This is a genomic window from Rhodobacter maritimus, from assembly GCF_058747975.1.
In genome coordinates, this window is sequence record NZ_CM179095.1 from 1,784,648 (window position 1) to 1,809,498 (window position 24,851).

The following is a 24,851-nucleotide window of genomic DNA, read 5'->3' on the forward strand; positions in this document are numbered from 1 at the left end:
CGTCCGACATTGCGCAATCCTGCCCTGACTTGCCCCGTCCCCTACAGGAGCCCTGTCCAGATGCAGACACCCGCCCCCCGGCAATCCGACCCGCTTCTGGTGCCCTTCACCCTGAAGGGGTTGCGACTGCGCAACCGGATCGTCAGCACCAGCCACGCCTCGATGTTCGACGAGGACGGAATGCCGACCGAGCGCTACCAGGCCTATCACGAAGAGAAGGCACGCGGCGGGCTTGCCCTGACGATGATCGGCGGCAGCGCCATGGTGTCCAAGGATTCGAGTTGGGGCGGCGGACAACTGGATTTCTCGGATGACCGGATCGTGCCGCACCTGCAGCGCCTGTCGCAACGCATCCACGATCGGGGCGCCGCAGTCATAAACCAGATTTCACATCTGGGCCGGCGGGCAAACGCGCTGCACGGCAACTGGCTTCCCACCATCGCCCCTTCGCGGCTGCGCGAGACCCGCAGCCGCAGTTTCCCGCGCGAAATGGACCGCCAAGACATCGACCGCGTAATCCGCGACTATGCGGCGGCCGCGCTGCGCGCGCGCGAGGGCGGTCTTGACGGGATCGAAACGCTGACCGGGGGGCATCTGATCGGGCAATTCATGTCACCACTCAGCAATATCCGTGGCGACGGGTTCGGCGGAAGCTTGCAAAATCGCGCGCGTTTCGGCCTCATGGTGCATGAGGCGCTGCGCGAGGCCGCAGGCGACAAGATGGTGATCGGCATACGGCTCGTGATCGACGAGGGGGTCACGGGCGGTTTGACGCTGGCCGACGGAATCGCACTTGCCGAGATGTTCGAACGCGCGGGAACGGTTGATTTCTTCAACTGCATCTACGGCCGGATGGACAGCGACCTTAGCTTGTCCGAAGACAACATGCCCGGCCTGTTCCAGCCCGACGCCCCCTATCTTGAGGCCGTTCGCCTATTTCGCGCCCAGACCCGGCTACCGCTGATGCACGCCGGCGGCATCCGCGACACGGCCACTGCACGCCATGCGGTCCGCGAAGGAATTGTGGATCTGGTCGGCATGACGCGCGCCCATCTGGCCGATCCACAGCTTGTGCGCAAGCTGCGCAACGGCACCGAAGACCGTATCCGTCCCTGTGTCGGCGCATCCTACTGCCTCTACAAGAAGGCAACCTGCATCCACAATCCGGCCAGCGGAAACGAGCGTGATCTGGCCCATGTTCCGCCCAAATCCCCGCATGCGCGCAAGGTCGTGGTCGTGGGGGGCGGCGTTGCCGGGCTGGAAGCCGCCCGCGTTGCCGCCGAGCGTGGCCATGAAGTGGTGCTGTTCGAGGCCGCCGCAGAGCTGGGCGGTCAGGTCCGGCTGGCCGCGCGCGCGCCCGAACGCGCCAGCCTGATCGGGATCGTCGACTGGCGGGTGGCCGAGTTGCGCCATCTCGGCGTCAGGAAAAACCTTAACTTTTATGCAGAACCATCTGATATAATTTCCGAAAATCCGGATTTTGTATTGATCGCAACCGGCGGCGTTCCCGATACCGGCTGGCTGGAGGGAGACGCACTGTGCACGACGGTCTGGGACATACTTGCCGGAACCGTTCCCGCGAAAGCCGAGATCTTGGTCTATGATGGCACCGGCAGGCAGGCAGCGCCTTCGGCGGCACTCCATCTTGCCCGCGCGGGTCACACGGTATGCCTTGCAACGCCCGACAGCGTCCTCGGGCAAGAGATGAGCTATCAGGACAGCACGGGGTTTCGCAAACGCTTTGCGGAACTGGGCATTCCCCGGCTGACCGATGTCTCGCTATGCGAGGTGCGGCGGCAGGGCACGCGGCTTGAAGCCATCCTTTCCGATTGCTTCACAGGCGCGCGAACGAGCGTTCTGGCCGATCAGATCGTGATCGAAAACGGCACCGCCCCGCTGGATGATCTGTTTCACGCATTGCGCGCGCAGTCGAACAACGACGGCATAAGCGACTACGGCGGGCTTCTGACCGGTTCGGGGATGCCGCCCGGCAAAGCGGGATTCGCGCTGCATCGGATCGGGGATGCCGTCGCCTCACGCGATATCCATGCCGCAATCCGTGATGCCTGGCGGCTGGCCATGACGCTTTGATCCGGTTAGTCAGGGTGGATGTCCCCACTTGGCAGAAGCCCGCGATGACCCAATCCGAGATCCCCTCGATCCATGCCCACGGGGCCAGCATCCCGCAGATCGGCCTTGGCACATGGCAGTTGCACGGCGAGGTGTTGCAGCGCGCCGTCGAGGCCGCCGCCGACGCGGGCTATCGTCACTTCGACACCGCACCGCGCTACGAAAACGAAGCCGAGCTGGGCGCCGCCCTGCGCCGGACCGGGCTGCCACGCGACAGCTATTTCCTGACGACCAAGGTCTGGTTCACCGAAGCGTCCGCCCCCGCCTTCCTCGCCTCGGCCGAGGCCAGCCTCAGGCGGCTTGGCACCGATCAGGTCGACCTTCTGCTGATCCACTGGCCCAGCCCCGACGTGCCGCTTGCCGAAACCGTCGGCGCACTGTGCGAGGCGGCGGCCCGCGGCTACACCCGGCATATCGGCGTGGCGAATTTCCCCGCCAGACTGCTTGAGCGCGCCATCGAACTGGCCGATCGGCCGCTGGTTGCCAATCAGTGCGAATATCACCCCCGGCTGGACCAATCCGCAGTGATCGAAACCTGCCGGCGCCATGGCGTGGCGTTCGTGTCCTATTCCCCGATCGGCAGCGGACACCTGCTGGACGAGCCGGTGATCGGCGCCATCGCCCGCGATCATGGCAAAAGCCCCGCGCAGGTCATGCTGCGATGGCACCTGCAACAGGGCATGGTGGCGATCCCGCGCTCATCCAGCCCGGAGCGCGTGCGCGAGAACATCGCCCTCACCGATTTCACCCTTTCCGAGGCCGAGATGGCGCGACTGCATGCCCTTGCCGCCCCAGACGGCCGGATCTTCAATCCCGAATGGGTCCGAAGCTGGGAGTGATCCGCCCGCTAAAGCCCGCCGAAGTGGAAGGCCTTGGTTTCCAGATACTCCTCGATACCTTCCTGCGCGCCTTCGCGTCCGAGGCCGGACGATTTGACCCCGCCGAACGGGGCTTCAGCATGGCTGACAAGCCCGGTATTCAGGCCCACCAGCCCGAATTCCAGCGCCTCGCCGAAGCGGAAGGCGCGGGCCATGTCGGTCGTGTAGAAATAGGCGGCCAGTCCAAAGTGAGTGCCGTTGGCGATGGCAAGCGCCTCGGCCTCGGTCTCGAAGCGGAAGATCGGCGCGACGGGGCCGAAGGTCTCTTCGGCGGCCAACCGCATTTGCGTGCTTGCCCCCTTCAACACGACCGGGTCGGCATACTGGCCCGTCAGGTTGCGCGCCACGGTCACCCGTTCGGCCCCCTTTGACAGCGCATCCGCGACATGGGCAGAGATCTTGTCGATCGCGGCGGCATTGATCATCGGGCCGATGGTCGTGCCGGGCTCGGTCCCCGGCCCCACGCGCAGCGCGTCCACCCTTTCGGCCAGCCCCCGGACAAAGGCATCGTGGATGCCCGACTGCACCAGAATCCGGTTGGCGCATACACAGGTCTGTCCGCCATTGCGGAATTTCGACACCATAGCGCCTTCGATGGCCGCATCCAGATCGGCATCGTCAAAGACGATGAACGACGCGTTGCCCCCCAACTCCAGCGACATCTTCTTGAGCGTCGGCGCGCATTGCCCGGCCAGAAGCGCCCCGATGCGGGTCGAGCCGGTAAAGGACAGCTTGCGCACCGTGGCCGAGGCGGTCAGCGCAGCGCCGATCGCTTCGGGGCGCCCCGTCAGGATGTTCAGGACACCCGCAGGGATGCCCGCCCTTTCGGCCAGCACGCCAAGCGCCAGGGCCGAATAGGGCGTGAAATCCGACGGCTTCACCACCATGGTGCATCCCGCCGCAAGGCCCGGCGCGACCTTTCGGGTAATCATCGCATTGGGGAAGTTCCACGGCGTGATGATGGCGCAGACACCCACGGGTTCCTTCAGCGCAAGGATTTTCTTGCCCTTCACCGGCGAGGGGATGATCGTGCCGTTGATCCGCCGCGCCTCTTCGGCGAACCAGCGCACGAACGACGCGCCGTAAAGGATTTCCCCCTTCGCCTCGGCCAGCGGCAAAGAGATTGGCGTGATCCCCTTCGGGACCGAGCAGCAGGTGGCAGGATATGCCGCATCCCGCCAGCCAGTCGCGCACGAACGCCAAAAGCGCGCCATTCGGGGTTCCGACCACGGTGGGAAAGGCTGTCAGCGCGGCAAGCATCTGTTCGGGCGTCATGAATACTCCTTGGGAATTTCGTTGCGCATGGCCGCGATCCGGACTCCTTTATCCTGCCCTGCCCCGCGCGGCATGGCCTGCCGGATGCGGGCAAGGATACGCAATTTCCTGCGCTCTGAGGGGCAAACGCGGCAAGCACTGTGGCAAAGGCAACGCCATGCTGGACGCAGACAGCCAATCGGAGACCCGCATGACCTTCTGCCCCAAATTCATCACCTTCGACTGCCACGGCACGATGATCTTCTTCGACATGGCAGGTGCCGCGCGCACGCATTATGCGGATACGCTCGATCCCGCCCGGATGGAGACATTCATCCGCGATTTCTCGGCCTACAGGCTCGATGAGGTGCTGGGGGCCTGGAAACCCTATGCCGAGGTCGTGCACAACGCGCTTGAACGGACCTGCAAGCGTAACGGCGTGGCCTTCGATCCGGCGGTAGCCGAAGACATCTATGCGCGCGTGCCGACATGGGGGCCACATGCGGATGTGCCCGCCGGGCTGGCCAAGGTCGCCGACAAGATCCCGCTGGTGGCGCTGACCAATTCGATGAACGCACAGATCCCACACAATATCGCGCAGCTTGGCGCACCCATCGCCCATGTCTTCACCGCCGAAAGCGCCGGCGCATACAAGCCGCAGATGCGCGCCTTCGAATACATGTTCGACATGCTTGGATGCGGCCCGAAAGACGTGCTGCACGTCTCGTCCAGCTTCCGCTACGACCTGATGACGGCACATGATCTCGGGATCGAGAACAAGGTCTGGGTCAATCGCGGCCATGAACCCGCCAACCCCTATTACGGTTACACTGAAATCGCGGACATATCGGGGCTGGCGGGCGCCGTCGGCCTTTGACCCCTGCGCCTGCGCCCTGCCCCTTCCGAAACCGGAGACAACGATGAAATTCACCTCTTACTGGCACGATACGGCCGCCCCCTTCGCCCATGGGCGCGCCGGCCCGGTCGAAGGCAAGGTCGATGTCGCGGTGATCGGCGGCGGGTTCACCGGGCTCAACGCCGCGCGCAAACTGGCCAAGGAGGGCGTCAGCGTTGCCGTGCTGGAGGCCCGAGAGGTCGGCTCGGGCGGTTCGGGACGCAATGGCGGCCACCTCAATAACGGCGTGGCGCATGGCTATGCCGAAGCAAAAGCGCATCTGGGAGCCGAGCGCGCCCATGCGCTTTACCGCGCCTATGACCGCTCGATCGACATGATCGAGGACGTGATCGCCGACGAAGGCATCGAGTGCGATTTCCGCCGGGCAGGCAAGCTGAAGCTCGCCTCCAAGGCCAGCCATGTCGCCGGGCTGCGCGCAAATTTCGAGCTGATCCACCGCGAGGTGGATGCCGATACCCGCTGGTTGGAAAAATCCGACCTGAAGGACGAGGTCGGCGCCGCGGGTTTTCACGGTGGCATGCTCTACGAGAAGGCCGCCATGATGCATATGGGGCGGTATGTGGCGGGTCTGGCCGAGGCCGCGCATCGTCATGGCGCATTGATCTGGGAGCATGCGCCGGTCGAGGCGCGTCTGCGCACCGTCACCGGGTGGGAGCTGCAAACCCCCAAGGGCCGCATCCGCGCGGACCGGGTGATTCTGGCAACAGGCGCCTATACCGGGCAGGTCGCCCGCGCCCCCTTCGGCTGGTTTCGCCGCAGGATCATCTCGGTCGGGTCTTTCATCATTGCCACGCGCCCGCTGGACCGCGACGAGGTCGCCGCAACGATGCCCGGAAACCGCACCTGCGTCACCTCGATGAACATCGGCAATTATTTCCGCCTTTCGCCCGACAACAGGCTGATCTTCGGTGGACGGGCGCGGTTCTCGGCGGTGTCGGATCAGCGCTCGGACGCGAAATCGGGCGAGGTGCTGCGTGAAAGCCTCGCCCGGACCTTCCCCCATCTGGCCGATATCGGGATCGACTATTGTTGGGGCGGTCTGGTGGGCATGACGAAAGACCGCTATCCGCGCGCCGGCATGCATGACGGGATGCTTTATGCCATGGGCTATTCGGGCCATGGCGCGCAGATGTCGACCCTTCTGGGGCAAAGCCTTGCCGATATGGCGATGGGGCGGATGGACACGAACCCGCTGGCGGGCATGGCATGGCCCGCGATCCCGGCGCATTCCGGCAAGCCATGGTTCCTGCCGCTGGTGGGGTTATGGTTCGGGATGAAAGACCGTCTTTCATGAAACCTGCCTGCGGGCGTTTCACCCCCGTCGATCCGTCATCCGTCAGCCAAGCGAATGCGACGCCAGCCCGAACATCACGGCCCCTTCACCGGCCCGGCGCTGCGGGCCGACGCACATCTCGGTGACGGTATCGTACACGCCCATCCCGGCCGCGGCCAGGAAGGCACCGAAAAGGTCACCCTGACAGGGAGTATCGAGCCGCAGGAATGTGCCCTCTGCGCGCTGGATCAGCGGTGCGGCGATCTGCATCGCGACCCGCTCGTGGTCGGCGACCAACGGGCCGATTACCTGGCCGCGGCCGAACCGCCGGATCAGCGCATAGCCGCAGACATGCCCGTCACGAACGGCCACGACCCCGTCGGAAATCCGCAACAGGGCATCCAGGACCTCACGCCGGGGGGCGCCGTAGGCATGGGCATCAAGCGCGCGCAGCGCCGGAATATCCGCCGGTTCCAACGGGCGCGTCGTCACGCCCGGCACCGGATCGGGCAGATGGATGGCGCGCGCGATCCCCTGATGCTGCCAGATCGTGCCGACCGGAACGAACCCGGCGCTTTCGTAAAGCCAATAGCCGCTGCGCGTGGCGCTGAGGCGAAGATCGCGGCCGGCGCAATCCTCCATGATCCGGCGCAAAAGCCAGCGGCCGGCACCCTGCGCCTGCAACCGCGGCACCGTGACCATCATCCCGAACATGGCAAAATCCTCAGCCACGGGAAAATACATCGCCGATCCCATGGCCCGCCCGATCTCGTCCAGCGCCAGATACCCCTTGCCAAGCGACATGAAGAACTCGAGATCGTGATCGCGATGCGGCCAGAAGACGCTGACGGTCAGTTCGTGCAGAAGCGGACGGTCCGACGCGCGGATCGCACGGACCGTCGCCTCGTAGCTGTCGATCCGTAGCCGGCCCTACCCGGCCTGCGCATTCTGGCTTTGCTGCGGCTTGCTGTTCGACATTGCGGCCACTCTTCCCTCAGCATATCCGGTTGGGCGCTTCACCCCGGGGGCCCCGCGCCCCACAGCTTTCGTTATCGCCCGTCTGGCGCGCATTATTCTGCCGTTTCCCGCCGTGCGACAACACAAACTGCGGCCCCTTCTCAGGCCGCATCAAGCGCCTGCACGAAAAGCGAGAAGAGCTGCGCCTGCGACGAGATCCCGAGTTTGCGGTAGGCATTCTTGCGATGCACCTTCACCGTCTCGTCGCTGATCTGCAAGGTGGTGGCGATCGCGGCCGAGGAATAGCCGCGCAGCACCATCGCGATGATCTCGGTTTCGCGCGGCGTCAGGACGCCCCGCGCGATCCGGTCCAGAAGCACCGGCAAAGGCGGCAGGGACGGCATCCGCAGGCCCGGCGCCTCGATCCGCGTCGCGGCATGCCCCCAATGCGCGGCGATGATCGCCTCCAGTACTGGGGCGACGTCGGACAGCCGCGCGCGTTCCTTTGCGCTGAATACTGGCTGCCCGCGTTCCCGGCCGAAACTGATGACGGCCGTGCGTTCCGCACCGATCCCCGTAAACACGCCGATCTCGTCGCGGATCCCGGTCCGGCTGTAATGCTTGGAGTAATATTCGCTGGTGAAGAACTTGTCCGGCGCCAGCTGCCGCAGCCCAGCCATGCCCGAGCGCCGCCCGGCTTCGGTTTCCGCGAAAAACGGGTCCAGCAGATAGGGGCCGACGCAGTAATCCCAGACCACGATCCGCGCCAGATCGGGCTGCATGTTGTGATAGAGCGAGACCGGGGTCGTGCTGCCCTGATAGGCGAAGATCATGCAGATGTCATAGTCGAACAAGGCCGCCGTCGCATGATCGAGACAGGCGGGAAACCGGTCGGTCCCGATGGTCGCGATCGCCTCTGCCAGACGGCGGTTCCAGTCAGTCATCCATTACTTCCCTGCCGCGGCGCCCGGATGTCGATGCCTACCCCTCTGGGGTTATTGGTGACGCGCCGCGATGCCGTAAGCTAAGCCAACGGAAAGAGAAACGGAATATCGACACGATGCAATCGGACGCCACGGGCCTCAAAAACTTCCGACAAGAGCTTGACCGGATCGGCGCAACACATGTCCATATCGGTATTTTCGACCCAGACGGCCTTTTGCGCATCAAGCGGGTCGAGCGGGCCAAGGCCGAGAAGCTGGCCGCCGAAGGGTATCAGTTCTGCGATGTGCTGCATAACTGGGACAGCGCCGAGCAGACCTATAGCGGGGGGGCCTATGTCGATGTTCCCGCACAGATCTTTCCGCAAACCCTGCGCGCCTGGCCGTTCGAGCGCGCCGAGGCCGTGTGCATCGCCGATTATGCCCTGCCTTTCGGCGAACGTTCGGCACGCAACCAGCTGATCGCGCAGATCGCGAAGGCCCGCAAGATGGGCTTCTCGGTCCATTCCGCCTTCGAGTTCGAATTCAACGTCCTGGCCGAAGACGCGGCCTCGCTGCGCGCGGGCGGCTTTGCCGATCCCCGGCATTACGCCCCCGGCAACCGCACATATTCACTGGAAACCCTTGCCGAACAACAGCCCCTTCTGGGCGGGCTGGAGGCGATGCTGGACCAGCTTGGCATCAAGATGGATGCCCTGCATACCGAACTTGGCCCCGGCTGCCTTGAAGTGCCGCTTGGACATGCCGAAGGGATCAAGGCCGCCGATGACGCCGCGCTGTTCAAGAACTTCACCCGGACCTATTTCCGCCGCCACGGCCTGACCGCGTGCTTCATGTCGAAGCTGCGCGAAACCCTGTCGGGGCAGTCGGGGCACCTGCATCTTTCGCTGCGCAACATCGCCGATGACAGCCCCGCCTTCGCGGATGCAGCCGATTCTGACGGGCTGAGCGTGACCGCGCGGTATTTCATCGGTGGCCTGATCACCCTGATGCCCGAAATGCTGGCGCTGTGCAGCCAGACCGTGAACGCCTACAAGCGCATGGTGCCGGGCATGTGGGCGCCGACCCATGCCTCTTGGGGGGTGCAGAACCGCTCGGTCGCGGCACGGGTGATGAATGACAGCCCCAATTCCACACGGGTCGAGTTCCGTGTGCCCTCGGCCGATACCAATCCGCATGCGGCCTTGGCCATGTGCCTTGGCGCGGGGCTTTGGGGGATCGAGAACCGCATCGACCCCGGCCCCGCAGCGATCGGCGATGTCCATGCCGAGAACGCCCCACCCGGCACGGAATTTCCTGCCGACCTGGGCGATGCGGCGGCGCGCCTGTCGCAAAGCCGCGCCGCGCGCGAGATTTTCGGAGATACGTTCATCGACAGTTTCGTGCGCGCGCGCCGTGCAGAATACGCCGCCTATGCCCGTCATGTCAGTGCGTGGGAACGCGAACGATACCTAGAAATCGTATGAAAAACACAACAAGACCAACCGGGAGAAACTCATGACTCAGAAAAACGGAATTCCGATGTTCTCGCCCAGCCGGCGCGGCTTCCTCCAGGGGATGGGGGCCGCGGGACTCGTGGGGGCGGCCGGGCTGACGCCGCGCAAGGCGCGCGCCGCGACCGCCATGCAATACATGTGCTGGGAAGGCTACGACAAGGCCAGCATCATCCAGCCCTTCGAGGCGGCGCAGGACGTGACGCTCTCGATCGACCTGATCACCGACAGCCCCGGCGGCTTCGCCAAGCTCGCCGCAGGCGCATGGCGCGATTTCGACGCGGTCTCGAGCGACAGCCCGTGGATCCAGCGCATGGGCCCGGCCGGGATTGCCGAATTCATCGACGCCGGCGAATTCGCGGATGTCTATGACAGCTTCTACGAGCAGTTCCGCGCGCCCTTCGCACCGCTGGAATTCGATGGCCAGATCACCGGCCTGCCCACCCGCTGGGGCTGGGTCGGCCCGACGGTCAACACGCAGTTCGACGATCTGGACAAATGGTCGAGCTATGCGCCCTGCTTCGACCCCGACTACAAGGACAAGATCTGCGTTCTGGACTGGGGCGACTGGCCGATCATGCCGATGGCGCTCTATGCCGGGATCAACCCCTACAAGGAACTCGACGATGCCGAACTGAACGAGATCCGCCTTGTGCTGCGCGCGCTGTTCAAGAATACGCGCGCCGTGGTGGCCGATCTTTCGGTGGCGCAGAAGGGGCTGATGGACGGATCGTTCCGCACGCTGATCGGAGGCGGCACCTATTGCACCTCGGCCCTGCGCAAGGACGGGCAGAAACACATCATGTCGATCGTGCCCGAGCCGAAGGACGGCCTCAACCAGGGCATCATCTGGATGGAGGCGACCGGCATCGTCAAGGATCCGGTCGATCCGGCCAAGGCCAAGGCCCTGTTGCGCCACCTGACCTCGCCCGAGGTGGCGGTGGAACTGGCCTGGACCGAAGCAACCTGCAACCTTGTCCCCTCGCAACAGGCCGAGGCGCTGTTCTCGGACGAGCAGAAGGACGTGCTTCAGATGGATTACATGTGGGAAGCCTGGGACAAGAGCCACTTCCACGATGTCGCGCCCAACATCGACCAGATGCTGGAAATCTGGCAGCAGGAACTCGCGGCGGCACGCTGAGGCGCGCCAGACAGAAGCCTTGCGGAGGCGGCCCGGCGGCCGCTTCCGCCCTGAAGGGACGAATGCAATTGCCTTCCCAGATTATCGAAGCCACCGGGATCGAGAAATACTACGGCACCTACAGGGCGCTGAAGAACATGTCGCTTTCCGTGGCCACCGGAGAGTTCCTTGCGCTGGTCGGACCGTCCGGATGCGGCAAGACCTCGCTGCTGAAAATCCTTGCCGGGTTCGAGGATCTTTCTGGCGGCAGCCTGATGATCGACGGGCGCGACATGGCGGGTGTTCCCGCTTCCGAGCGCCCCACCCGCATGGTGTTCCAGAAACTCGCGCTGTTCCCGCACAAGACGGTGGCGCAGAATATCGGCTTTCCGCTGCACCTTGCCAAGCGACCCAAACCCGAGATCGACGCCGCCGTGCGCCGGATGCTTGAGCTGATGCATCTGAAGGAAAGCTATCTCAACCGCTACCCGCACGAGCTTTCGGGCGGCGAACAGCAGCGCGTGGCGCTTGCCCGCTCGATGGTGTCGCAGCCCCAGGTCCTGCTGCTTGACGAACCGATGAGCGCGCTTGACGCCAAGCTCAAGAAATCGCTTCAGGCAGAACTCAAGCGCCTGCACCGGCAGGTCGGCACAAGCTTCGTACACGTCACCCACGACCTCGAAGAAGCGATGATGCTGGCCGACCGCATCTGCGTAATGCGCGCCGGAGAGATCATCCAGCTTGGCGCCCCTGCCGAGATCTATTATCGCCCCGCCGACGCCTTCGTCGCGTCCTTCATCGGCGATACCAACCTTCTTCCCGCCCGCCTTTCGCCGGCGCAGGACGGGTTCACCTTCGATTGTGCCACATTGTCCTGCGCACAGCCGCAGCTTCACGCACAGCAGGTCGCACCGGGCGCGGAAAACGGCGCGGCGCTCGTGATGATCCGCCCCGAGATGCTGCGCCTTCTGGCGCCCGGCGAAGACGCCGAATGCGTGATCGAGGGCGAAGTGGCCGAGTATTTCATCCGGGGCGCCTCGATCCAGTATCGCGTCGCCACGCGCGATGGCACGGAAATCGTCATGGACATGCCCGGAACCTCGGTCCTGCCCGCGCGCAACGGCGAGGCCGTCCGGCTGGGGCTTTCGGTCGCTGACATCTTCGTGGTGAGGGGCTGAGCCATGGCGGTCATGGACAAAAGCTGGCGTGATGCCGCCCTGCGGATCTCGACGCTGCCGCTTCTGCTGCTGTTTGCGACCTTCTTCGTGATCCCGCTGGTCATGACAGTGCTTCTGAGCTTTCAGGGCACGCAATATTACCGGCTGATCTGGACATGGGATCTCAAGGTCTGGGCCGATGTCTTCGGTCAGGCGCATTACTGGAAGATCATGTGGCGCACGCTGACCATGGCACTGATCTGCACGTTGCTCTGCGCGGTTCTGGCGATCCCGATCGCCTATGCGATGGTCAACAGGCTGGGACGCTGGTCGGAACATGTCATGTTGCTGATGGTCTTTGCATTCCTTACGGATGCGGTGCTGAAAACCTTCGGCTGGGTGCTGTTTCTCGATCGTTCCGGCGTGCTGAACGGTACGCTTCAGGCCCTTGGCCTGCCGCCAAGCGCGGTGAACGTGCTCTTTACACCCTCGGCCACCATGATCGGAATGGTCTACAACCTTCTGCCCTATGCGATCTTCACCACCGCATTGTCGATGGCGCGGATCGACCGGGATCTTCTGCTGGCCTCTTACGATGCCGGCGCCTCGCACGTGCGCAGCTTCTTCGAGGTGACGCTGCCCCTGTCGCGGCCGGGCATTTCTGCGGGCGCGGTGCTTGTTTTCGTGCTGAGCCTCGGGGTCTTTCTCGAACCCAAGGTGATGGGTGGCGGCACGTCGCCCATGGCGGCGGAGTTGATCCGGCAAAGCTTCGAGACGCGGGTGAACTGGCCCCTTGGCGCGGCACTGACGGTGGTGCTGATCGTGATCGGGGCAGCAGTCCTGGCCCTCGCGGGCAGCGTCGCGATCCTGCGGGCACGGAGGGCGGCATGATGCGCATGGACCGTTTTGAAAAACACATGGCCGATGTAGTCCTTTACGGCTCGGTCCTTCTTGTGCTGGTGTTCTTCTATATCCCGATTGCCACGCTGATCCTGTTTTCCTTCACCGAAAGCCGCTTTCTGTCTTGGCCGATACCGGGTTTCAGCACGCGCTGGTATGCAGAGTTGCTGGCCGACCGCGATTTCTGGGCCGCGCTGCGCAATTCGGCGCTGCTGGCCGTGGCGACCACCCTTCTGGCTACGCTGTTCGGGATCGGCGGCGCCTTTGCCTGGATCCGCTATCGTTTCCGCTTTCAATGGGCGGTGCGGGTTCTGACCTTCGCGCCGCTTCTCTTTCCGCAGCTTCTTCTTGGCGTCGTGATGCTGCTGTGGTTTTCCGTTCTGGCGGGCTGGCTGAACTTTTCGCCCGGCCTCTGGTCGGCGGTCATCGGGCATGTCGTCTACATCACGCCCTTCTGCATCGTGATTATCTCGGTCCAGATGCACGGCTTTGACGAAACACTCGAATACGCGGCCGAGGATGCCGGCGCGAGCCGCTGGCAGATCCTGCGCGAGGTGACGCTGCCGCTGATCTGGCCGGGCATCTTCTCGGCGGCGACCTTTGCCTTCCTCCTGTCGTGGGGCAATTTCTACATCACATACAGCCTGTCGGGCTCGGCCCGGACGTTGCCGACCTATGTGTTCAGCGGCATCGCCGTGGGATCCTCGCCGATCTATCCGGCACTGGCCACGCTGACCTTCCTGCCCGCCCTTGTGCTGATTTTCGCGGTGGACCGTCTGCGCAGGCGCGCCGCCCGCAGGCGGCTGGCGGGTGCGGCGGACGACGCGGCATGAGCGGACTTGTCGCGCCGCAGATGTCGGCCAGAGAAACCGCCGCCGCCGTGGCCGCGCGCCGCATCAGCGCCGAAAAGCGGGTGCGCCACGCGCTGCGCCGGATGCAAGAGGTTCAGCCCGTGCTCAACCCCTTCACGGTGATTCTTGCCGATGAGGCCACCGAGACCGCGCGCGCGCTTGACCGCGCCCTTGCCGCGGGTGCCCCGCCGGGGCCGCTTTGCGGCGTGCCCGTGGCGATCAAGGATTTCACGCCAAGCGCCGGACACCCCGCCACACGCGGATCCTGGGCGATCAGCGACGCGCCGGGCACGCATGATCCCGTCATCGTGCGCAGGCTGAAGGCCGCAGGGGCGATCATCGTGGGCAAGACCACGACGCCGGAATTCGCCTATTCCAGCTTTACCCAAAGCCCGCGATGGGGGATCACCCGCAATCCGCACGATCCCGCCCGCTCTTGCGGCGGATCGTCGGGCGGGGCGGCCGCGGCGGTGGCAAGCGGCTGCGTGCCGCTCGCCGAGGGCACGGATATGGGCGGCTCGATCCGTATCCCGGCCGCGCTCTCGGGCGTGGTGGGGCTAAAGCCCGGCCTTGGCCGCATCCCGATGGACATCCTTCCCACCGTCTTCGACGACATGTCCCATTTCGGCCCGCTGGCCCTGACGGTCGAGGATGCCGCATTGTTTCTGCGCGCGGTCGAGGGTCAGGATCCCGCCGATATCCTGTCCCGGCCGCCCGAGGCGGCGCCAGCCCCGCCGCCCGGATTGCGGGGCAAGCGCTTCGCCTATTCCCTTGATCTGGGTTATTACGCCATCGCCCCCGAGGTCGCCCAGGCAACCGAGGCCGCCATCGCCCGCATCCGCGCGGCCGGTGCCGAGGTGGTACCCGTGACCCTGCCCTGGTCACGCCGCCTCAACGATCTGTGGAGCGAGCTGTGGTCGGTGGCCCTTGCCGCCGCATGGGGCGATCTGCTGCCCGAATATCGCGGCCGCATGGACCCCGACCTTGTCGCCCTGATCGAGGCTGCCGACGGTATGGGCGCAATCCGTTACAAGCGCCTCGAATACGAGCGTAGCCGGTTCTGGCATGATTTCGCGCAGGTCATGAGCGGCATGGACGGCTTTCTCTGCCCCACCTGTGCCAAGCCCGCGCCGCTTGTCGCCGACCGTGACAGGCAGCACGACGTCAGCCTGCCCGACGGGCGCTATGACGGGTTGGACATGACCTGCCCGTTCAACCTTTTCGCCCCCTGCCCCGCGATCAGCCTGCCGCTTGCTACCCCGGGGTTGCCAGTCGGCCTTCAGCTTGCGACGCATCCCTATCACGACACTGCACTGCTCGCGCTTGCGCGCGATCTTGAACCCGTGGTCGGGTCTGCCCCGGCCCGCCCCGCAAATGGAGCCGCCAATGCCCGCCGCGACTGACTGGAACGATCTGCAAAGCCGCTGGAGCTTTCCGACCCTGGTGTGGTTCGGGGCCGGGCGGTTGTCACAGCTTCCCGCCGCCCTGGCCGAGATCGGCGCGGCACGGCCGCTTGTGGTGACCGATCGCGGACTTGCCGCCTCGGACATCCTGCGCGCGGCAGGCGCGGCCCTGACGACAGCCGGCCTGCCGCACGGGTCTTTCAGCGCGGTGCAACCCAACCCGACCACCGGCAACGTCGCCGAAGGCGTCGCGGCGCTGAGGGCTGGCGGGCATGACAGCGTTATCGCCATTGGCGGCGGCTCGGCCATGGATGCAGCCAAGGCCATCGCGCTGATGGCCGGGCAAACCCGCCCGATCCTCGATTTCGAGGATATCGGAGAAAACTGGCGTCGGGCAGATGTGGCGGCCATGCTGCCCGTCATCGCAGTGCCGACAACCGCGGGCACCGGGTCCGAATTCGGGCGCTCTTCGGTCATCACCGATACCGCAGGGCCCGCGCATCGCAAGGCGATCATCTTCCATCCCCGGATGCTGCCCGAACTGGTGATCCTCGATCCGCTGGTAACGGTCGGCCTGCCGCCGGTGCTGACGGCGGCAACGGGAATGGACGCGCTGTCCCACGCGCTCGAGGCGCTATACGCGCCGGGGTATCATCCGATGGCCGACGGGCTTGCGCTGACCGCGCTGCGGATGATCCGCGATGCCCTGCCCGTAGCCCATGCCGAGCCGGAAAACCTCGAGGCGCGCTCGAACATGCTTGTCGCCTCGGCCATGGCCTGCACGGCGTTGCAAAAGGGCCTTGGCGCGGTTCATGCGATCGCCCATCCGCTTGGTGCACGCTATGATGCGCATCACGGCATGCTCAACGCCGTTCTGATGCCGCATGTGCTGCGCTTCAACATGGGGGCGGTGGGCCGGCAGATGGCCCTGCTGGCCCATTGGCTGGAACTGCCGGGCGCGGATCCTGGCCTTGCAGTGCAAGAGTGGATCGAGGGCCTTGCCGCCCGTATCGGCATGCCCGCCACGCTGTCGGCCATGGGCGTCAGAATCCCGACGGACGATCTTGAAGGCCTGATCCGCGACGCGCTGCGCGACCCCTGTGCCGGGGGAAACCCTGTCCCCCTGACGCCCGAGGGCGTTTCGGAAATCCTTGCCGCGGCGCGCTAGTTCCGCGCGCCCGCGCTACCCGTGCGAACGGTCATAGCCGTTCGGCGCGGGCGGCTGCCAGCCTTCGGGCAGCCCGCGCGGACGAAAGACCTCGACCCGAAGCGGGTGGCACGCCGCCACGTCCGAGGAATGCTGCGCCGAGCAATCGCCCCCCGGGCAGGCCGACAGGCACCCAAGCAGGTCGATCTCGGCAAAGAACTCAAGGTAATCGCCGGGCCGGACGGGGCTGGCCTTCATGAAATACTGTCCCGTATCGCGGGTGAAGCCCGTGCACATGAAGACATTCAGCACGTCATGCACATGGGGTTCGGCCTCTTGCAGCGGCAGGCCCGTGGCCTGCGCAAGCGCCCGCGTCAGGTTCGAGTGGCAGCAGTGGTGATACTGCCCGCCATGGCTGAGAAGGTTGTGGGTATAGGGGTCGCAGCGCGTGCCGATCACGTCATGGACCGCACCGCCGAACGCATCGAACCCATACCAGTCCAGCGTGTCATGCGTGATCGTGGCCATCGGGCGCAGATAGGGAAAGTTCGAGAAAAGCTGATCCCCCGTGCCAAGATGGGTTCCGTTCAGCGCGCGGGTCTTGCCGGTATAAAGCCGCTCATCAAGGTTTCGGGCATTGAACAGGTTCAGATCGCCGACCTGCGGGCCTTCGCTGCACAGGATGCGGAAGAAATGCCCCGCGGGCACCGTCCAGGTCGCGGCATCGCGCGGAGGAACGGTGATGGCCTCGACCCGCTCCAGCCCTGCACGCAGGGCGCGATAAGTGGCCAGGTCGGGGCGCGGGAGGGTCTCGACCGGGTAGCAGATCACCGGGGCGGCCCGGCGGCGGGCCTCGGCATCGGCGGGGACGGGCGTCATGGGGGCGGGCTTCATCGGGTCTCCGTTTCGTTTTCCTGCGCGGTGCGGCAGCAGCCGCGCCCTAGCCGTTCACAAAGGGTTCCAGCGCGATCCCCTGCCCGACCAGCCTGTCGCGCAGGGCCTGCGCGATTTCCACCGCCTCGGGCGTGTCGCCGTGCACGCAGACCGATTGCGCCTCGATGCTGATCTCGCTGCCGTCGATCGCGGTCACGCGGCCCTCGGTCGCAAGGCGGATCACGCGCGCGGCGATGGCTTCGGGATCATGCAGCACCGCGCCCGGAAGGCTGCGGCTGACAAGGCTGCCATCGGGGTTGTAGGCGCGATCGGCAAAGGCCTCGGCGACGACGCGCAGACCGGCGGCGCGGGCCTGTGCAAGGATCGGCGCCCCGGCCAGCCCCATCAGCACAAGCGACGGATCGACGGCGCGGATCGCCGCGATCACGTCGGCCGCCTGGCGCGCATCCTGCGCGATGGTATTGTAAAGCGCGCCATGCGGCTTGACATAGCGCACCTGCGTGCCCGCCGCGCGCGCCAGCCCCTGCAAGGCGCCGATCTGGTAGATCGTGTCGCCCACCAGCTCCTCGCTCGATGGGTCCATGTTGCGCCGTCCAAAGCCCGCAAGGTCACGATAGCCGACATGCGCCCCCACCGCGATGCCGCGCCGTGCCGCCTCGTGCAGGGTGCGCAGGATGCCCGCGGGATCGCCCGCGTGAAAGCCGCAGGCGACATTGGCCGAGGTGACGATTGCCAGAAGCGCCGCATCATCCCCCATGGGCCAGGGGCCAAAGCTTTCGCCCAGATCGCTGTTGAGGTCGATGCTTGCCATGGAGACTCCCCCCGGATAGTTTTATTGTTGGATAACATAAGTTATATTGTTCAACAATATTGAACTGCCTGAGGCGGCGATGACACATGAAACGGCCCTATCCGCAGAACCCTCCCGCGCCGAAGCGGTGGCGCGCCACATGCATGGCCTGCTGATCGCGGGCGAGTTCACGCCGGGCGAGAAGCTGTCCGAGCATCAGGCCGCCGCGCGGTTCGGCATTTCCCGCAACACCCTGCGCGAGGTGTTCCGGCTGCTCTCCAGCCAGGGCCTTGTGAGGCATATCCCCAACCGCGGGGTTTTCGTCGCGGCCCCCGATGCGGCCGACGTGGTCGACATCTACCGCGCACGGGCGGTGATCCAGCATGGCGCGGTGCGCGCCGCGACGCGCGGCCATCCCGCCCTCGGCCGCATGCGCGCGCTGTCCGATCAGGCCCATGACGCGCGCGGCCGGGACGACTGGCGCGCGGTCGGCACGCTGAACATGGAGTTTCACCGCGCGATGGTGGGGCTGTGCGACAGCCCGCGCCTGGACGCCGCATTCGCGCTGATCCTGGCCGAGCTGCGCCTTGTCTTCGGCCAGCTTGACGATACCGCCCATCTGCACGACGCCTATGTCGACTTGAACCAGTCGCTGCTGACGGCACTGGAGGCCGGCGATGGCCCGAACGCGGTCAGACGGCTGGACGAATACCTGCGCCATTCCGAACGCGCGGTCCTGAGCGCGCTAGAGCGCGCGAGGGACCGGATGCCGCGCTAGTCCAGCCTGGGCAGATAGGCCCCGTTCAGCGCAAGGATATGATCGCGCAAGCGCCCGACGACGGCGCGGGCCTCGCGCCCGGCGGGCTGCACCAGAAACCACTGCCGGATGATGGGCAGATCGGGCAGGTTCACGCGGACAAGGCGACCGCTCGCCAACTCTTCGGTAACCGTGTGAAGGCTTAGAAACGCCACGCCCAGCCCCGCCATCGCGGCCTGTTTGATCGTCTCGTTCGAATCCATTTCCAGGAAATCGACGACACGCCCCTCACCGATGCGGTCAAGATAACGCGTCATCAGGATGCGCGTGCCCGAGCCCTCTTCGCGCGACAGGAAGACGTTTTCGAGAAGCCGGTCGATATCGGCCCGCCCCCCGTCGGCCAAGGGATGATCGGGCGCGACCAGAAGGCCATGCGGATGGGCGCCAAGGGCCTGTGCCTCGACCGGCGGGTGGCGCGGGGGGCGGCCCATGATGGCCAGGTCCAGCGTGCCTCGGTCCAACCCAGCGATAATCGTTTCACGATTCCCGACCCGCAGCGCGATCTCGGTTTCCGGGCAGCGCTGATGCAGCATCTTCACCAGCCAAGGCCCGAAATACTTGCCGGTCGAGACCACGCCAAGCGTAACGCGGCCGTTAAAGCCGCGCGCAATCGCCTGCACCTCGGTCATGCACTGCGACAAAATGCCCTCGATCCGGCCAGCGGCATCCAGCACCGCGCGGCCCTCTGCCGTAAGTTCCGATCCGGCATTGTCCGATTTTCGCCGCACGAGCGAACAATCCAAGACCGCCTCCAACCCCTTGACCTGCGAATGAATTGCCGGAACCGTCAGGCCGATTTCTGCAGCCGCAGCCGTCAGGGAGCCATGGCGGTCCACGGCAAGAAGGGCACGCAGCTGGCGAAGCGTGATGGCATCTGATCGCATCTACTTAGATTTTCTCTAATACATATTCTGAATTATTTAATTTTCATGAAATCCAGTCCGGCGCAAGGTCTCTGCATCGTCTTTGGGAGGAGACAGCATGCTGATGGCGGATCGCCCCTTCATCCAGATACCCGATGCGCCCCCCGCCCTTGCGCAGGTCTTCGAGCGGATCGCCCGCGTGGGCGCCGAACTTGCCCGGATGATCCAGTCGAATGGGATCGAAACCGACCTTGCCGCAGCCTGCGGCACCAATAGCGACGGTGACGGACAGAAGGCGCTAGACCTGATCGCGGACGAGATGTTCTTCGACACGCTGAGGGACAGCGCGGTGCGCCACTACGCTTCGGAAGAGCGCGAGGAGATCGCCGAGGCCAATCCCGAAGGCAACCTTGCGCTTGCGATCGACCCGCTCGACGGATCGTCGAACATCGCGGTCAATGTCTCGATCGGCACGATCTTCTCGGTTTTCGAGGCCGCCGAGGGGCCTTCGGAAAGCTTCCTGCGTCCGGCCCGCGAACAGGTCGCGGCGGGTTATATCATCTACGGCCCGCAATGTGCCTTCGTGTTGAGTTGGGGCACGGGCGTAAAGGTCTATGTGCTGGACCCTACCACCCACGGCTTTCGCCTGATCCGCGAGGATGTCCGTATTGCCCCGGTTTCTTCGGAATATGCGATCAATACCTCGAACTACCGGCACTGGCCCGCCCCCGTGCGCGCCTATATCGACGATTGCGTGGCCGGCGCCGAGGGGCCCCGCGGGCGCAACTTCAACATGCGCTGGATCGCCTCGCTGGTGGCCGAGACGCATCGCATCCTGATGCGCGGCGGCATCTTCCTTTATCCCGCCGACATCCGCCCCGGCTATGCCCGCGGCCGGCTGCGCCATGTCTATGAATGCGCGCCCATCGCCTTTCTGGTCGAGCAGGCGGGCGGCGGGGCCACTGACGGGTCCGAACCCATTCTCAGCCTGACGCCCGACACGCTTCACAGCCGCACGCCTTTTGTCTTCGGTTCGGCCGACAAGGTCGCGCGGGTGGCAAGCTATTTCGACATGCCGCCCGAGGAGACCTCGGCACTTTTCGGCAAACGTGGCCTTTTCAGGAGCTGAGGCATGAGTAAGAAGCACCCCATCATCTCGGTCACAGGCTCTTCCGGGGCGGGCACGACAACCGTCAAGCACACCTTCGACCAGATCTTCCGCCGCGAGGGCGTAACCGCCGTTTCGATCGAGGGCGACGCCTTCCACCGCTACGATCGCGCCGCGATGAAGGACGAACTTGCCCGCCGGGTCGCGGCCGGAGACCAGTCGTTCTCGCATTTCTCCTATGAGGCGAATGAGCTTGAGCGGCTTGAGGAAACCTTTCGCAGCTATGCCGCCACAGGCCGCGGCTTCACCCGCCACTATGTCCATGACGACCGCGAATCCGAACGCTACGGCGTGGCGCCGGGCCGCTTTACCGAATGGGAGGATTTCCCCGAAGGATCCGACCTTCTGTTCTACGAGGGGCTGCACGGCGCGGTGGTGAATGACAAGGTGAACCTGGCGCAGTTGGCCGATCTCAAGATCGGGGTTGTGCCGGTCATCAACCTCGAATGGACACAGAAGATCCACCGAGACCGCGCCAGCCGCGGTTATTCGACCGAGGCCGTCACCGATACGATCCTGCGCCGGATGCACGCCTATGTGCACTGCATCTGCCCGCAATTCACCGAAACGGACATCAACTTCCAGCGGGTCCCGGTTGTCGACACGTCGAACCCGTTCATCGCGCGCTGGATCCCGACGGCCGACGAAAGCCTTGTGGTCATCCGTTTCCGTAACCCGCGCGGGATCGACTTTCCCTATCTCACCTCGATGATCGACGGCTCGTGGATGAGCCGGGCGAACTCGATCGTGGTTCCCGGCCCGAAACTCGATCTGGCCATGCAACTAATCCTGACCCCGCTGATCGAGCGGCTGGTCCGTGACGCCCGGCGGGCATGAGGAAAAGCATGAAGGATATCGTCCTTGACAGCGAAACCCGGATGGCAAACGCCCTGCGCGTGCTTGCAATGGATGCGGTCGAGGCCGCGAATTCAGGGCATCCCGGCATGCCCATGGGCATGGCCGATGTGGCGACGGTGCTTTTCAACCGCTTCGTCAATATCGACCCCGCCACCCCCGCCTGGCCCAACCGCGACCGCTTCATCCTGTCGGCCGGGCATGGCTCGATGTTGCTTTACGGGCTGCATCACCTGCTGGGTTTCGAAGACATGGGCATGGACCAGATCCGCATCTTCCGCCAGCTTGGCAGCCGCACCGCAGGCCACCCCGAATACGGCCATGCCGGCGGCATCGAGGTAACCACCGGCGCGCTTGGACAGGGCATCGCCACCGCTGTCGGCATGGCGATCGCCGAACGCCTCGGCCATGCCCGGTTCGGCGCGCTCTGCGATCATTTCACCTATGTCATCGCGGGCGACGGCTGCTTGATGGAGGGCATCAGCCACGAGGCGATCGATATGGCCGGCCATCTGGGCCTTGGCCGGCTGATCGTGCTGTGGGACGATAACGGCATCACCATCGACGGCGGCACTGCACTTTCCACCTCGACCGATCAGCGCGCGCGCTTTGCCGCTGCGGGCTGGCATGTCCTGGGTGTCGATGGCCACGCTCCCGATGAGATCGCCGACGCGATCACCGCGGCGCGGGCCGATCCGCGCCCCTCGCTTATCGCCTGCCGCACGATCATCGGCCGCGGCGCCCCGACCAAGCAGGGCGGGCACGATGTGCATGGTGCACCGCTCGGCCCAGAGGAAATCGCCCGCGCCCGCGCGGCGCTCGACTGGCCCCACCCGCCTTTCGTGATCCCGCCCGATATACGCGCAGACTGGGCCGCCGCGGCCCGGCGTGGGGCCGACGCACGCGCCGCATGGGAGGCCTTGCACGCCACATCCGACCAACGGGTCGCGCATGACTCGGCCCTTGCGGGCGACAGCGCGCCGCTTGGCCCCGCGATCCGCGCCTACAAGGCCGAACTCTCGGCCACGCGCCCCAAGCTCGCCACCCGAAAGGCAAGCGAAATGGCGCTTGGTGTGGTCAATGGCGCCCTGCCCTACACGATCGGGGGCTCGGCCGATCTGACCGGCTCCAACCTGACGCGCACGAAGGGCATGAACACCATCACGCGCGATGATTTCTCGGGCCGCTATATCCACTACGGCATCCGCGAACACGGCATGGCGGCGGCAATGAACGGGATCGCGCTGCATGGGCTTTTCCGGCCCTATGGCGGCACTTTCCTGGCCTTTGCCGATTACTGCCGGCCCGCGATCCGGCTTTCGGCATTGATGGGGGTGCCGGTCAGCTATGTCATGACACATGACTCGATCGGCCTTGGTGAAGACGGCCCCACGCATCAGCCGGTCGAGCATCTTGCCAGCCTGCGCGCAATCCCCAACCTGACGGTGATCCGCCCTGCCGACGCAGTCGAGACTGCCGAGGCCTGGGAACTGGCGATGCAGGCGCGCACCACGCCGGTGATGCTGATCCTGTCCCGGCAGGCCCTGCCGACGGTGCGGTGCGAACATGTCGAGGCGAACCGCGTGGCCGAGGGCGCCTATCTTCTGCGCGATCCCGCACGGCGCGACGCCACACTGATCGCAACCGGCTCGGAGGTCGAGATCGCGCTTGCCGCCGCCGGGATACTGGCTGCCGAGGGGATCGAGGCGGCGGTCGTCTCTGCCCCGGCGTTCGAACTGTTCGCCGCGCGCCCGGCCCCCGAACGTGCCGCGATCCTCGGTGAGGTTCCCCGCATCGGCATCGAGGCCGCGATCCGCCAGGGCTGGGATCTCTTCCTGCGTCCACAGGACGCTTTCATCGGCATGGAGGGTTTCGGCGCCTCGGCCCCGGCCCCCGCGCTTTACCGCCATTTCGGCATCACCCCCGAGGCGGTCGCCGCCAAGGTCAAATCGCTGATCTGAGGAGAAGAAATGACAGTCAGGGTTGCCATCAACGGCTTTGGCCGTATCGGACGCAACGTGCTGCGCGCCATCGTGGAATCGGGACGCACCGATATCGAGGTGGTGGCGATCAATGATCTCGGCCCGGTCGAGACGAACGCCCACCTGCTGCGTTTCGATAGCGTGCATGGCCGCTTTCCCGCCGAAGTGACGAGCTCCGAAACCTCGATCGACGTGGGGCGCGGCCCCATCGCGGTGACGGCAATCCGCGACCCGAAGGATCTGCCTTGGCAAGGGGTGGATGTCGCACTGGAATGCACCGGCATCTTCACCGCGCGCGACAAGGCCGCGCGGCATCTTGGGAATGGGTCAAAGCGCGTTCTGGTCTCGGCCCCGGCGCAAGGCGCCGACAAGACCGTGGTCTACGGCGTGAACCATGGCACGCTGACACGCGACGATCTGATCGTCTCGAACGCTTCCTGTACCACCAATTGCCTGTCGCCCGTGGCCAAGGTTCTGAACGATGCCATCGGCATCACCAGGGGCTTCATGACCACCATCCACAGCTATACCGGCGACCAGCCCACGTTGGATACGGTGCACAAGGATCTTTACCGGGCGCGGGCAGCGGGGCTTTCGATGATCCCCACCTCGACCGGCGCTGCGAAGGCCGTCGGTCTCGTGCTGCCCGAGTTGAAGGGGCGGCTGGACGGCGTGGCGATCCGCGTGCCCACGCCCAATGTCTCGGTCGTCGATCTGGTCTTCGAGGCGGCGCGCGACACCACCGCGGACGAGATCAACGGCGCGATCTGGGGGGCCGCCAATGGCGCGCTGAAGGGCATCCTGAGCTATACCGAACGACCCAACGTCTCGATGGATTTCAACCACGATCCGCATTCCTCCGTCTTCCACATGGACCAGACCAAGGTGATGGACGGGCGAATGTGCCGGATCCTCAGCTGGTATGACAACGAGTGGGGCTTTTCCAACCGCATGGCCGATACGGCCGTTGCGATGGGCAAGTTGTCCGCGCCTGCGGAGCAACGTGAAAAAGCCGACGCAATAAATTGAAATATCTACAAAAAGTGTTGCACGAAATGCGGC

The 24,851-nt window shown here is 65.1% G+C and carries 22 protein-coding genes; 16 read left to right on the forward strand and 6 right to left on the reverse strand.

Annotated features, from left to right (window positions below; all coding sequences use genetic code 11):
* The first annotated feature begins 60 nt into the window (after positions 1-60).
* Together AC4PTO_RS09040 and AC4PTO_RS09045 are read left to right on the forward strand one after the other, a co-directional pair.
* Positions 61-2,091, forward strand: coding sequence for an oxidoreductase (locus tag AC4PTO_RS09040; protein WP_492727857.1), 2,031 nt, complete (start codon positions 61-63; stop codon positions 2,089-2,091).
* Positions 2,092-2,135: 44 nt separating this feature from the next.
* A complete protein-coding gene (locus AC4PTO_RS09045) occupies positions 2,136-2,969 on the forward strand; it encodes an aldo/keto reductase (RefSeq protein ID WP_492727858.1) in 834 nt (277 codons plus the stop codon).
* Positions 2,970-2,977: 8 nt separating this feature from the next.
* Here AC4PTO_RS09045 and AC4PTO_RS09050 read toward each other — a convergent pair whose 3' ends face one another.
* Positions 2,978-4,222 (reverse strand): NAD-dependent succinate-semialdehyde dehydrogenase, encoded by a 1,245-nt coding sequence (locus AC4PTO_RS09050; RefSeq protein WP_492727860.1) that lies wholly within the window; start codon positions 4,220-4,222, stop codon positions 2,978-2,980.
* A gap of 218 nt (positions 4,223-4,440) precedes the next feature.
* Between AC4PTO_RS09050 and AC4PTO_RS09055 the strand changes: the two genes are divergently transcribed.
* Both AC4PTO_RS09055 and AC4PTO_RS09060 read left to right on the forward strand, forming a co-directional pair.
* Positions 4,441-5,139: a haloacid dehalogenase type II gene (locus tag AC4PTO_RS09055; protein WP_492727862.1), complete on the forward strand. Its 699-nt coding sequence runs from the start codon at positions 4,441-4,443 to the stop codon at positions 5,137-5,139.
* 43 nt (positions 5,140-5,182) lie between these two features.
* Positions 5,183-6,472: an NAD(P)/FAD-dependent oxidoreductase gene (locus AC4PTO_RS09060; protein WP_492727863.1), complete on the forward strand. Its 1,290-nt coding sequence runs from the start codon at positions 5,183-5,185 to the stop codon at positions 6,470-6,472.
* A gap of 42 nt (positions 6,473-6,514) precedes the next feature.
* Here AC4PTO_RS09060 and AC4PTO_RS09065 read toward each other — a convergent pair whose 3' ends face one another.
* Together AC4PTO_RS09065 and AC4PTO_RS09070 are read right to left on the reverse strand one after the other, a co-directional pair.
* On the reverse strand, positions 6,515-7,255 hold the full coding sequence (locus tag AC4PTO_RS09065; protein WP_492727865.1) for an N-acetyltransferase: 741 nt from the start codon (positions 7,253-7,255) through the stop codon (positions 6,515-6,517).
* A 314-nt stretch (positions 7,256-7,569) separates the two neighbouring features.
* Positions 7,570-8,352 carry a helix-turn-helix transcriptional regulator gene (locus tag AC4PTO_RS09070; RefSeq protein WP_492727867.1) on the reverse strand — a complete coding sequence of 261 codons (783 nt, stop codon included), beginning with the start codon at positions 8,350-8,352 and terminating at the stop codon, positions 7,570-7,572.
* A gap of 116 nt (positions 8,353-8,468) precedes the next feature.
* Between AC4PTO_RS09070 and AC4PTO_RS09075 the strand changes: the two genes are divergently transcribed.
* The 7 genes from AC4PTO_RS09075 (at position 8,469) to AC4PTO_RS09105 (ending at position 16,441) form a co-directional block, all read left to right on the forward strand.
* Entirely contained in the window at positions 8,469-9,815 is a 1,347-nt protein-coding gene (locus tag AC4PTO_RS09075; protein WP_492727869.1) for a glutamine synthetase family protein, read from the forward strand.
* A 31-nt stretch (positions 9,816-9,846) separates the two neighbouring features.
* A complete protein-coding gene (locus AC4PTO_RS09080) occupies positions 9,847-10,983 on the forward strand; it encodes an ABC transporter substrate-binding protein (RefSeq protein WP_492727871.1) in 1,137 nt (378 codons plus the stop codon).
* Between the two features lie 62 nt (positions 10,984-11,045).
* On the forward strand, positions 11,046-12,140 hold the full coding sequence (locus tag AC4PTO_RS09085) for an ABC transporter ATP-binding protein (protein WP_492727873.1): 1,095 nt from the start codon (positions 11,046-11,048) through the stop codon (positions 12,138-12,140).
* A 3-nt stretch (positions 12,141-12,143) separates the two neighbouring features.
* Positions 12,144-13,010 carry an ABC transporter permease gene (locus tag AC4PTO_RS09090; RefSeq protein ID WP_492727875.1) on the forward strand — a complete coding sequence of 289 codons (867 nt, stop codon included), beginning with the start codon at positions 12,144-12,146 and terminating at the stop codon, positions 13,008-13,010.
* Positions 13,011-13,036: 26 nt separating this feature from the next.
* Positions 13,037-13,852: an ABC transporter permease gene (locus AC4PTO_RS09095; protein WP_492727877.1), complete on the forward strand. Its 816-nt coding sequence runs from the start codon at positions 13,037-13,039 to the stop codon at positions 13,850-13,852.
* On the forward strand, positions 13,849-15,273 hold the full coding sequence (locus tag AC4PTO_RS09100; protein WP_492727879.1) for an amidase: 1,425 nt from the start codon (positions 13,849-13,851) through the stop codon (positions 15,271-15,273). The genes AC4PTO_RS09095 and AC4PTO_RS09100 overlap by 4 nt, the downstream gene beginning before the upstream one ends.
* Entirely contained in the window at positions 15,257-16,441 is a 1,185-nt protein-coding gene (locus AC4PTO_RS09105) for an iron-containing alcohol dehydrogenase (protein ID WP_492727881.1), read from the forward strand. Before AC4PTO_RS09100 ends, AC4PTO_RS09105 begins: the two co-directional genes overlap by 17 nt.
* Before the next feature lie 15 nt (positions 16,442-16,456).
* Here AC4PTO_RS09105 and AC4PTO_RS09110 read toward each other — a convergent pair whose 3' ends face one another.
* Both AC4PTO_RS09110 and AC4PTO_RS09115 read right to left on the reverse strand, forming a co-directional pair.
* Positions 16,457-17,314, reverse strand: a complete 858-nt coding sequence (locus AC4PTO_RS09110) for an urea carboxylase-associated family protein (protein WP_492727883.1) — start codon at positions 17,312-17,314, stop codon at positions 16,457-16,459.
* Between the two features lie 46 nt (positions 17,315-17,360).
* Complete coding sequence (locus AC4PTO_RS09115; protein ID WP_492727885.1) at positions 17,361-18,125, reverse strand: LamB/YcsF family protein; 765 nt, start codon at positions 18,123-18,125, stop codon at positions 17,361-17,363.
* A 79-nt stretch (positions 18,126-18,204) separates the two neighbouring features.
* Here AC4PTO_RS09115 and AC4PTO_RS09120 point away from each other — a divergent pair, with 79 nt between their 5' ends.
* The gene (locus tag AC4PTO_RS09120; protein WP_492727887.1) at positions 18,205-18,882 is read left to right on the forward strand and encodes a GntR family transcriptional regulator; all 678 of its coding nucleotides are present in this window, start codon (positions 18,205-18,207) and stop codon (positions 18,880-18,882) included.
* Here the strand turns inward: AC4PTO_RS09120 and cbbR are convergent.
* Positions 18,879-19,805 (reverse strand): LysR family regulator CbbR, encoded by a 927-nt coding sequence (gene cbbR, locus AC4PTO_RS09125; RefSeq protein WP_492727888.1) that lies wholly within the window; start codon positions 19,803-19,805, stop codon positions 18,879-18,881. The genes AC4PTO_RS09120 and cbbR overlap by 4 nt on opposite strands.
* Before the next feature lie 97 nt (positions 19,806-19,902).
* Here cbbR and AC4PTO_RS09130 point away from each other — a divergent pair, with 97 nt between their 5' ends.
* Genes AC4PTO_RS09130 through gap form a run of 4 tightly spaced genes read left to right on the forward strand, consistent with a single transcriptional unit; the run spans position 19,903 to position 24,818 of the window.
* A complete protein-coding gene (locus AC4PTO_RS09130; protein WP_492727890.1) occupies positions 19,903-20,913 on the forward strand; it encodes a class 1 fructose-bisphosphatase in 1,011 nt (336 codons plus the stop codon).
* 3 nt (positions 20,914-20,916) lie between these two features.
* Positions 20,917-21,789: a phosphoribulokinase gene (locus AC4PTO_RS09135; RefSeq protein ID WP_492727892.1), complete on the forward strand. Its 873-nt coding sequence runs from the start codon at positions 20,917-20,919 to the stop codon at positions 21,787-21,789.
* Positions 21,790-21,797: 8 nt separating this feature from the next.
* The gene (tkt, locus tag AC4PTO_RS09140) at positions 21,798-23,768 is read left to right on the forward strand and encodes a transketolase (protein ID WP_492727894.1); all 1,971 of its coding nucleotides are present in this window, start codon (positions 21,798-21,800) and stop codon (positions 23,766-23,768) included.
* 9 nt (positions 23,769-23,777) lie between these two features.
* Entirely contained in the window at positions 23,778-24,818 is a 1,041-nt protein-coding gene (gene gap, locus AC4PTO_RS09145; RefSeq protein WP_492727896.1) for a type I glyceraldehyde-3-phosphate dehydrogenase, read from the forward strand.
* The last annotated feature ends 33 nt before the right edge of the window (positions 24,819-24,851 follow it).

Excerpts from the sequence above, each read along its gene's own strand:
- AC4PTO_RS09105 (WP_492727881.1), top strand. The coding sequence starts at position 15,257 with ATGCCCGCCGCGACTGACTGGAACGATCTGCAAAGCCGCTGGAGCTTT.
- AC4PTO_RS09050 (WP_492727860.1), bottom strand. The coding sequence starts at position 4,222 with ATGGCGCGCTTTTGGCGTTCGTGCGCGACTGGCTGGCGGGATGCGGCA.
- AC4PTO_RS09075 (WP_492727869.1), top strand. The coding sequence starts at position 8,469 with ATGCAATCGGACGCCACGGGCCTCAAAAACTTCCGACAAGAGCTTGAC.
- AC4PTO_RS09110 (WP_492727883.1), bottom strand. The coding sequence starts at position 17,314 with ATGAAGCCCGCCCCCATGACGCCCGTCCCCGCCGATGCCGAGGCCCGC.
- AC4PTO_RS09045 (WP_492727858.1), top strand. The coding sequence starts at position 2,136 with ATGACCCAATCCGAGATCCCCTCGATCCATGCCCACGGGGCCAGCATC.
- AC4PTO_RS09070 (WP_492727867.1), bottom strand. The coding sequence starts at position 8,352 with ATGACTGACTGGAACCGCCGTCTGGCAGAGGCGATCGCGACCATCGGG.
- AC4PTO_RS09060 (WP_492727863.1), top strand. The coding sequence starts at position 5,183 with ATGAAATTCACCTCTTACTGGCACGATACGGCCGCCCCCTTCGCCCAT.
- AC4PTO_RS09040 (WP_492727857.1), top strand. The coding sequence starts at position 61 with ATGCAGACACCCGCCCCCCGGCAATCCGACCCGCTTCTGGTGCCCTTC.
- AC4PTO_RS09135 (WP_492727892.1), top strand. The coding sequence starts at position 20,917 with ATGAGTAAGAAGCACCCCATCATCTCGGTCACAGGCTCTTCCGGGGCG.
- AC4PTO_RS09080 (WP_492727871.1), top strand. The coding sequence starts at position 9,847 with ATGACTCAGAAAAACGGAATTCCGATGTTCTCGCCCAGCCGGCGCGGC.
- tkt (WP_492727894.1), top strand. The coding sequence starts at position 21,798 with ATGAAGGATATCGTCCTTGACAGCGAAACCCGGATGGCAAACGCCCTG.
- AC4PTO_RS09120 (WP_492727887.1), top strand. The coding sequence starts at position 18,205 with ATGACACATGAAACGGCCCTATCCGCAGAACCCTCCCGCGCCGAAGCG.
- AC4PTO_RS09055 (WP_492727862.1), top strand. The coding sequence starts at position 4,441 with ATGCTGGACGCAGACAGCCAATCGGAGACCCGCATGACCTTCTGCCCC.
- AC4PTO_RS09085 (WP_492727873.1), top strand. The coding sequence starts at position 11,046 with ATGCAATTGCCTTCCCAGATTATCGAAGCCACCGGGATCGAGAAATAC.
- gap (WP_492727896.1), top strand. The coding sequence starts at position 23,778 with ATGACAGTCAGGGTTGCCATCAACGGCTTTGGCCGTATCGGACGCAAC.
- AC4PTO_RS09095 (WP_492727877.1), top strand. The coding sequence starts at position 13,037 with ATGGCCGATGTAGTCCTTTACGGCTCGGTCCTTCTTGTGCTGGTGTTC.
- AC4PTO_RS09130 (WP_492727890.1), top strand. The coding sequence starts at position 19,903 with ATGCTGATGGCGGATCGCCCCTTCATCCAGATACCCGATGCGCCCCCC.
- AC4PTO_RS09100 (WP_492727879.1), top strand. The coding sequence starts at position 13,849 with ATGAGCGGACTTGTCGCGCCGCAGATGTCGGCCAGAGAAACCGCCGCC.
- cbbR (WP_492727888.1), bottom strand. The coding sequence starts at position 19,805 with ATGCGATCAGATGCCATCACGCTTCGCCAGCTGCGTGCCCTTCTTGCC.
- AC4PTO_RS09065 (WP_492727865.1), bottom strand. The coding sequence starts at position 7,255 with ATGTCGCTTGGCAAGGGGTATCTGGCGCTGGACGAGATCGGGCGGGCC.
- AC4PTO_RS09090 (WP_492727875.1), top strand. The coding sequence starts at position 12,144 with ATGGCGGTCATGGACAAAAGCTGGCGTGATGCCGCCCTGCGGATCTCG.
- AC4PTO_RS09115 (WP_492727885.1), bottom strand. The coding sequence starts at position 18,125 with ATGGCAAGCATCGACCTCAACAGCGATCTGGGCGAAAGCTTTGGCCCC.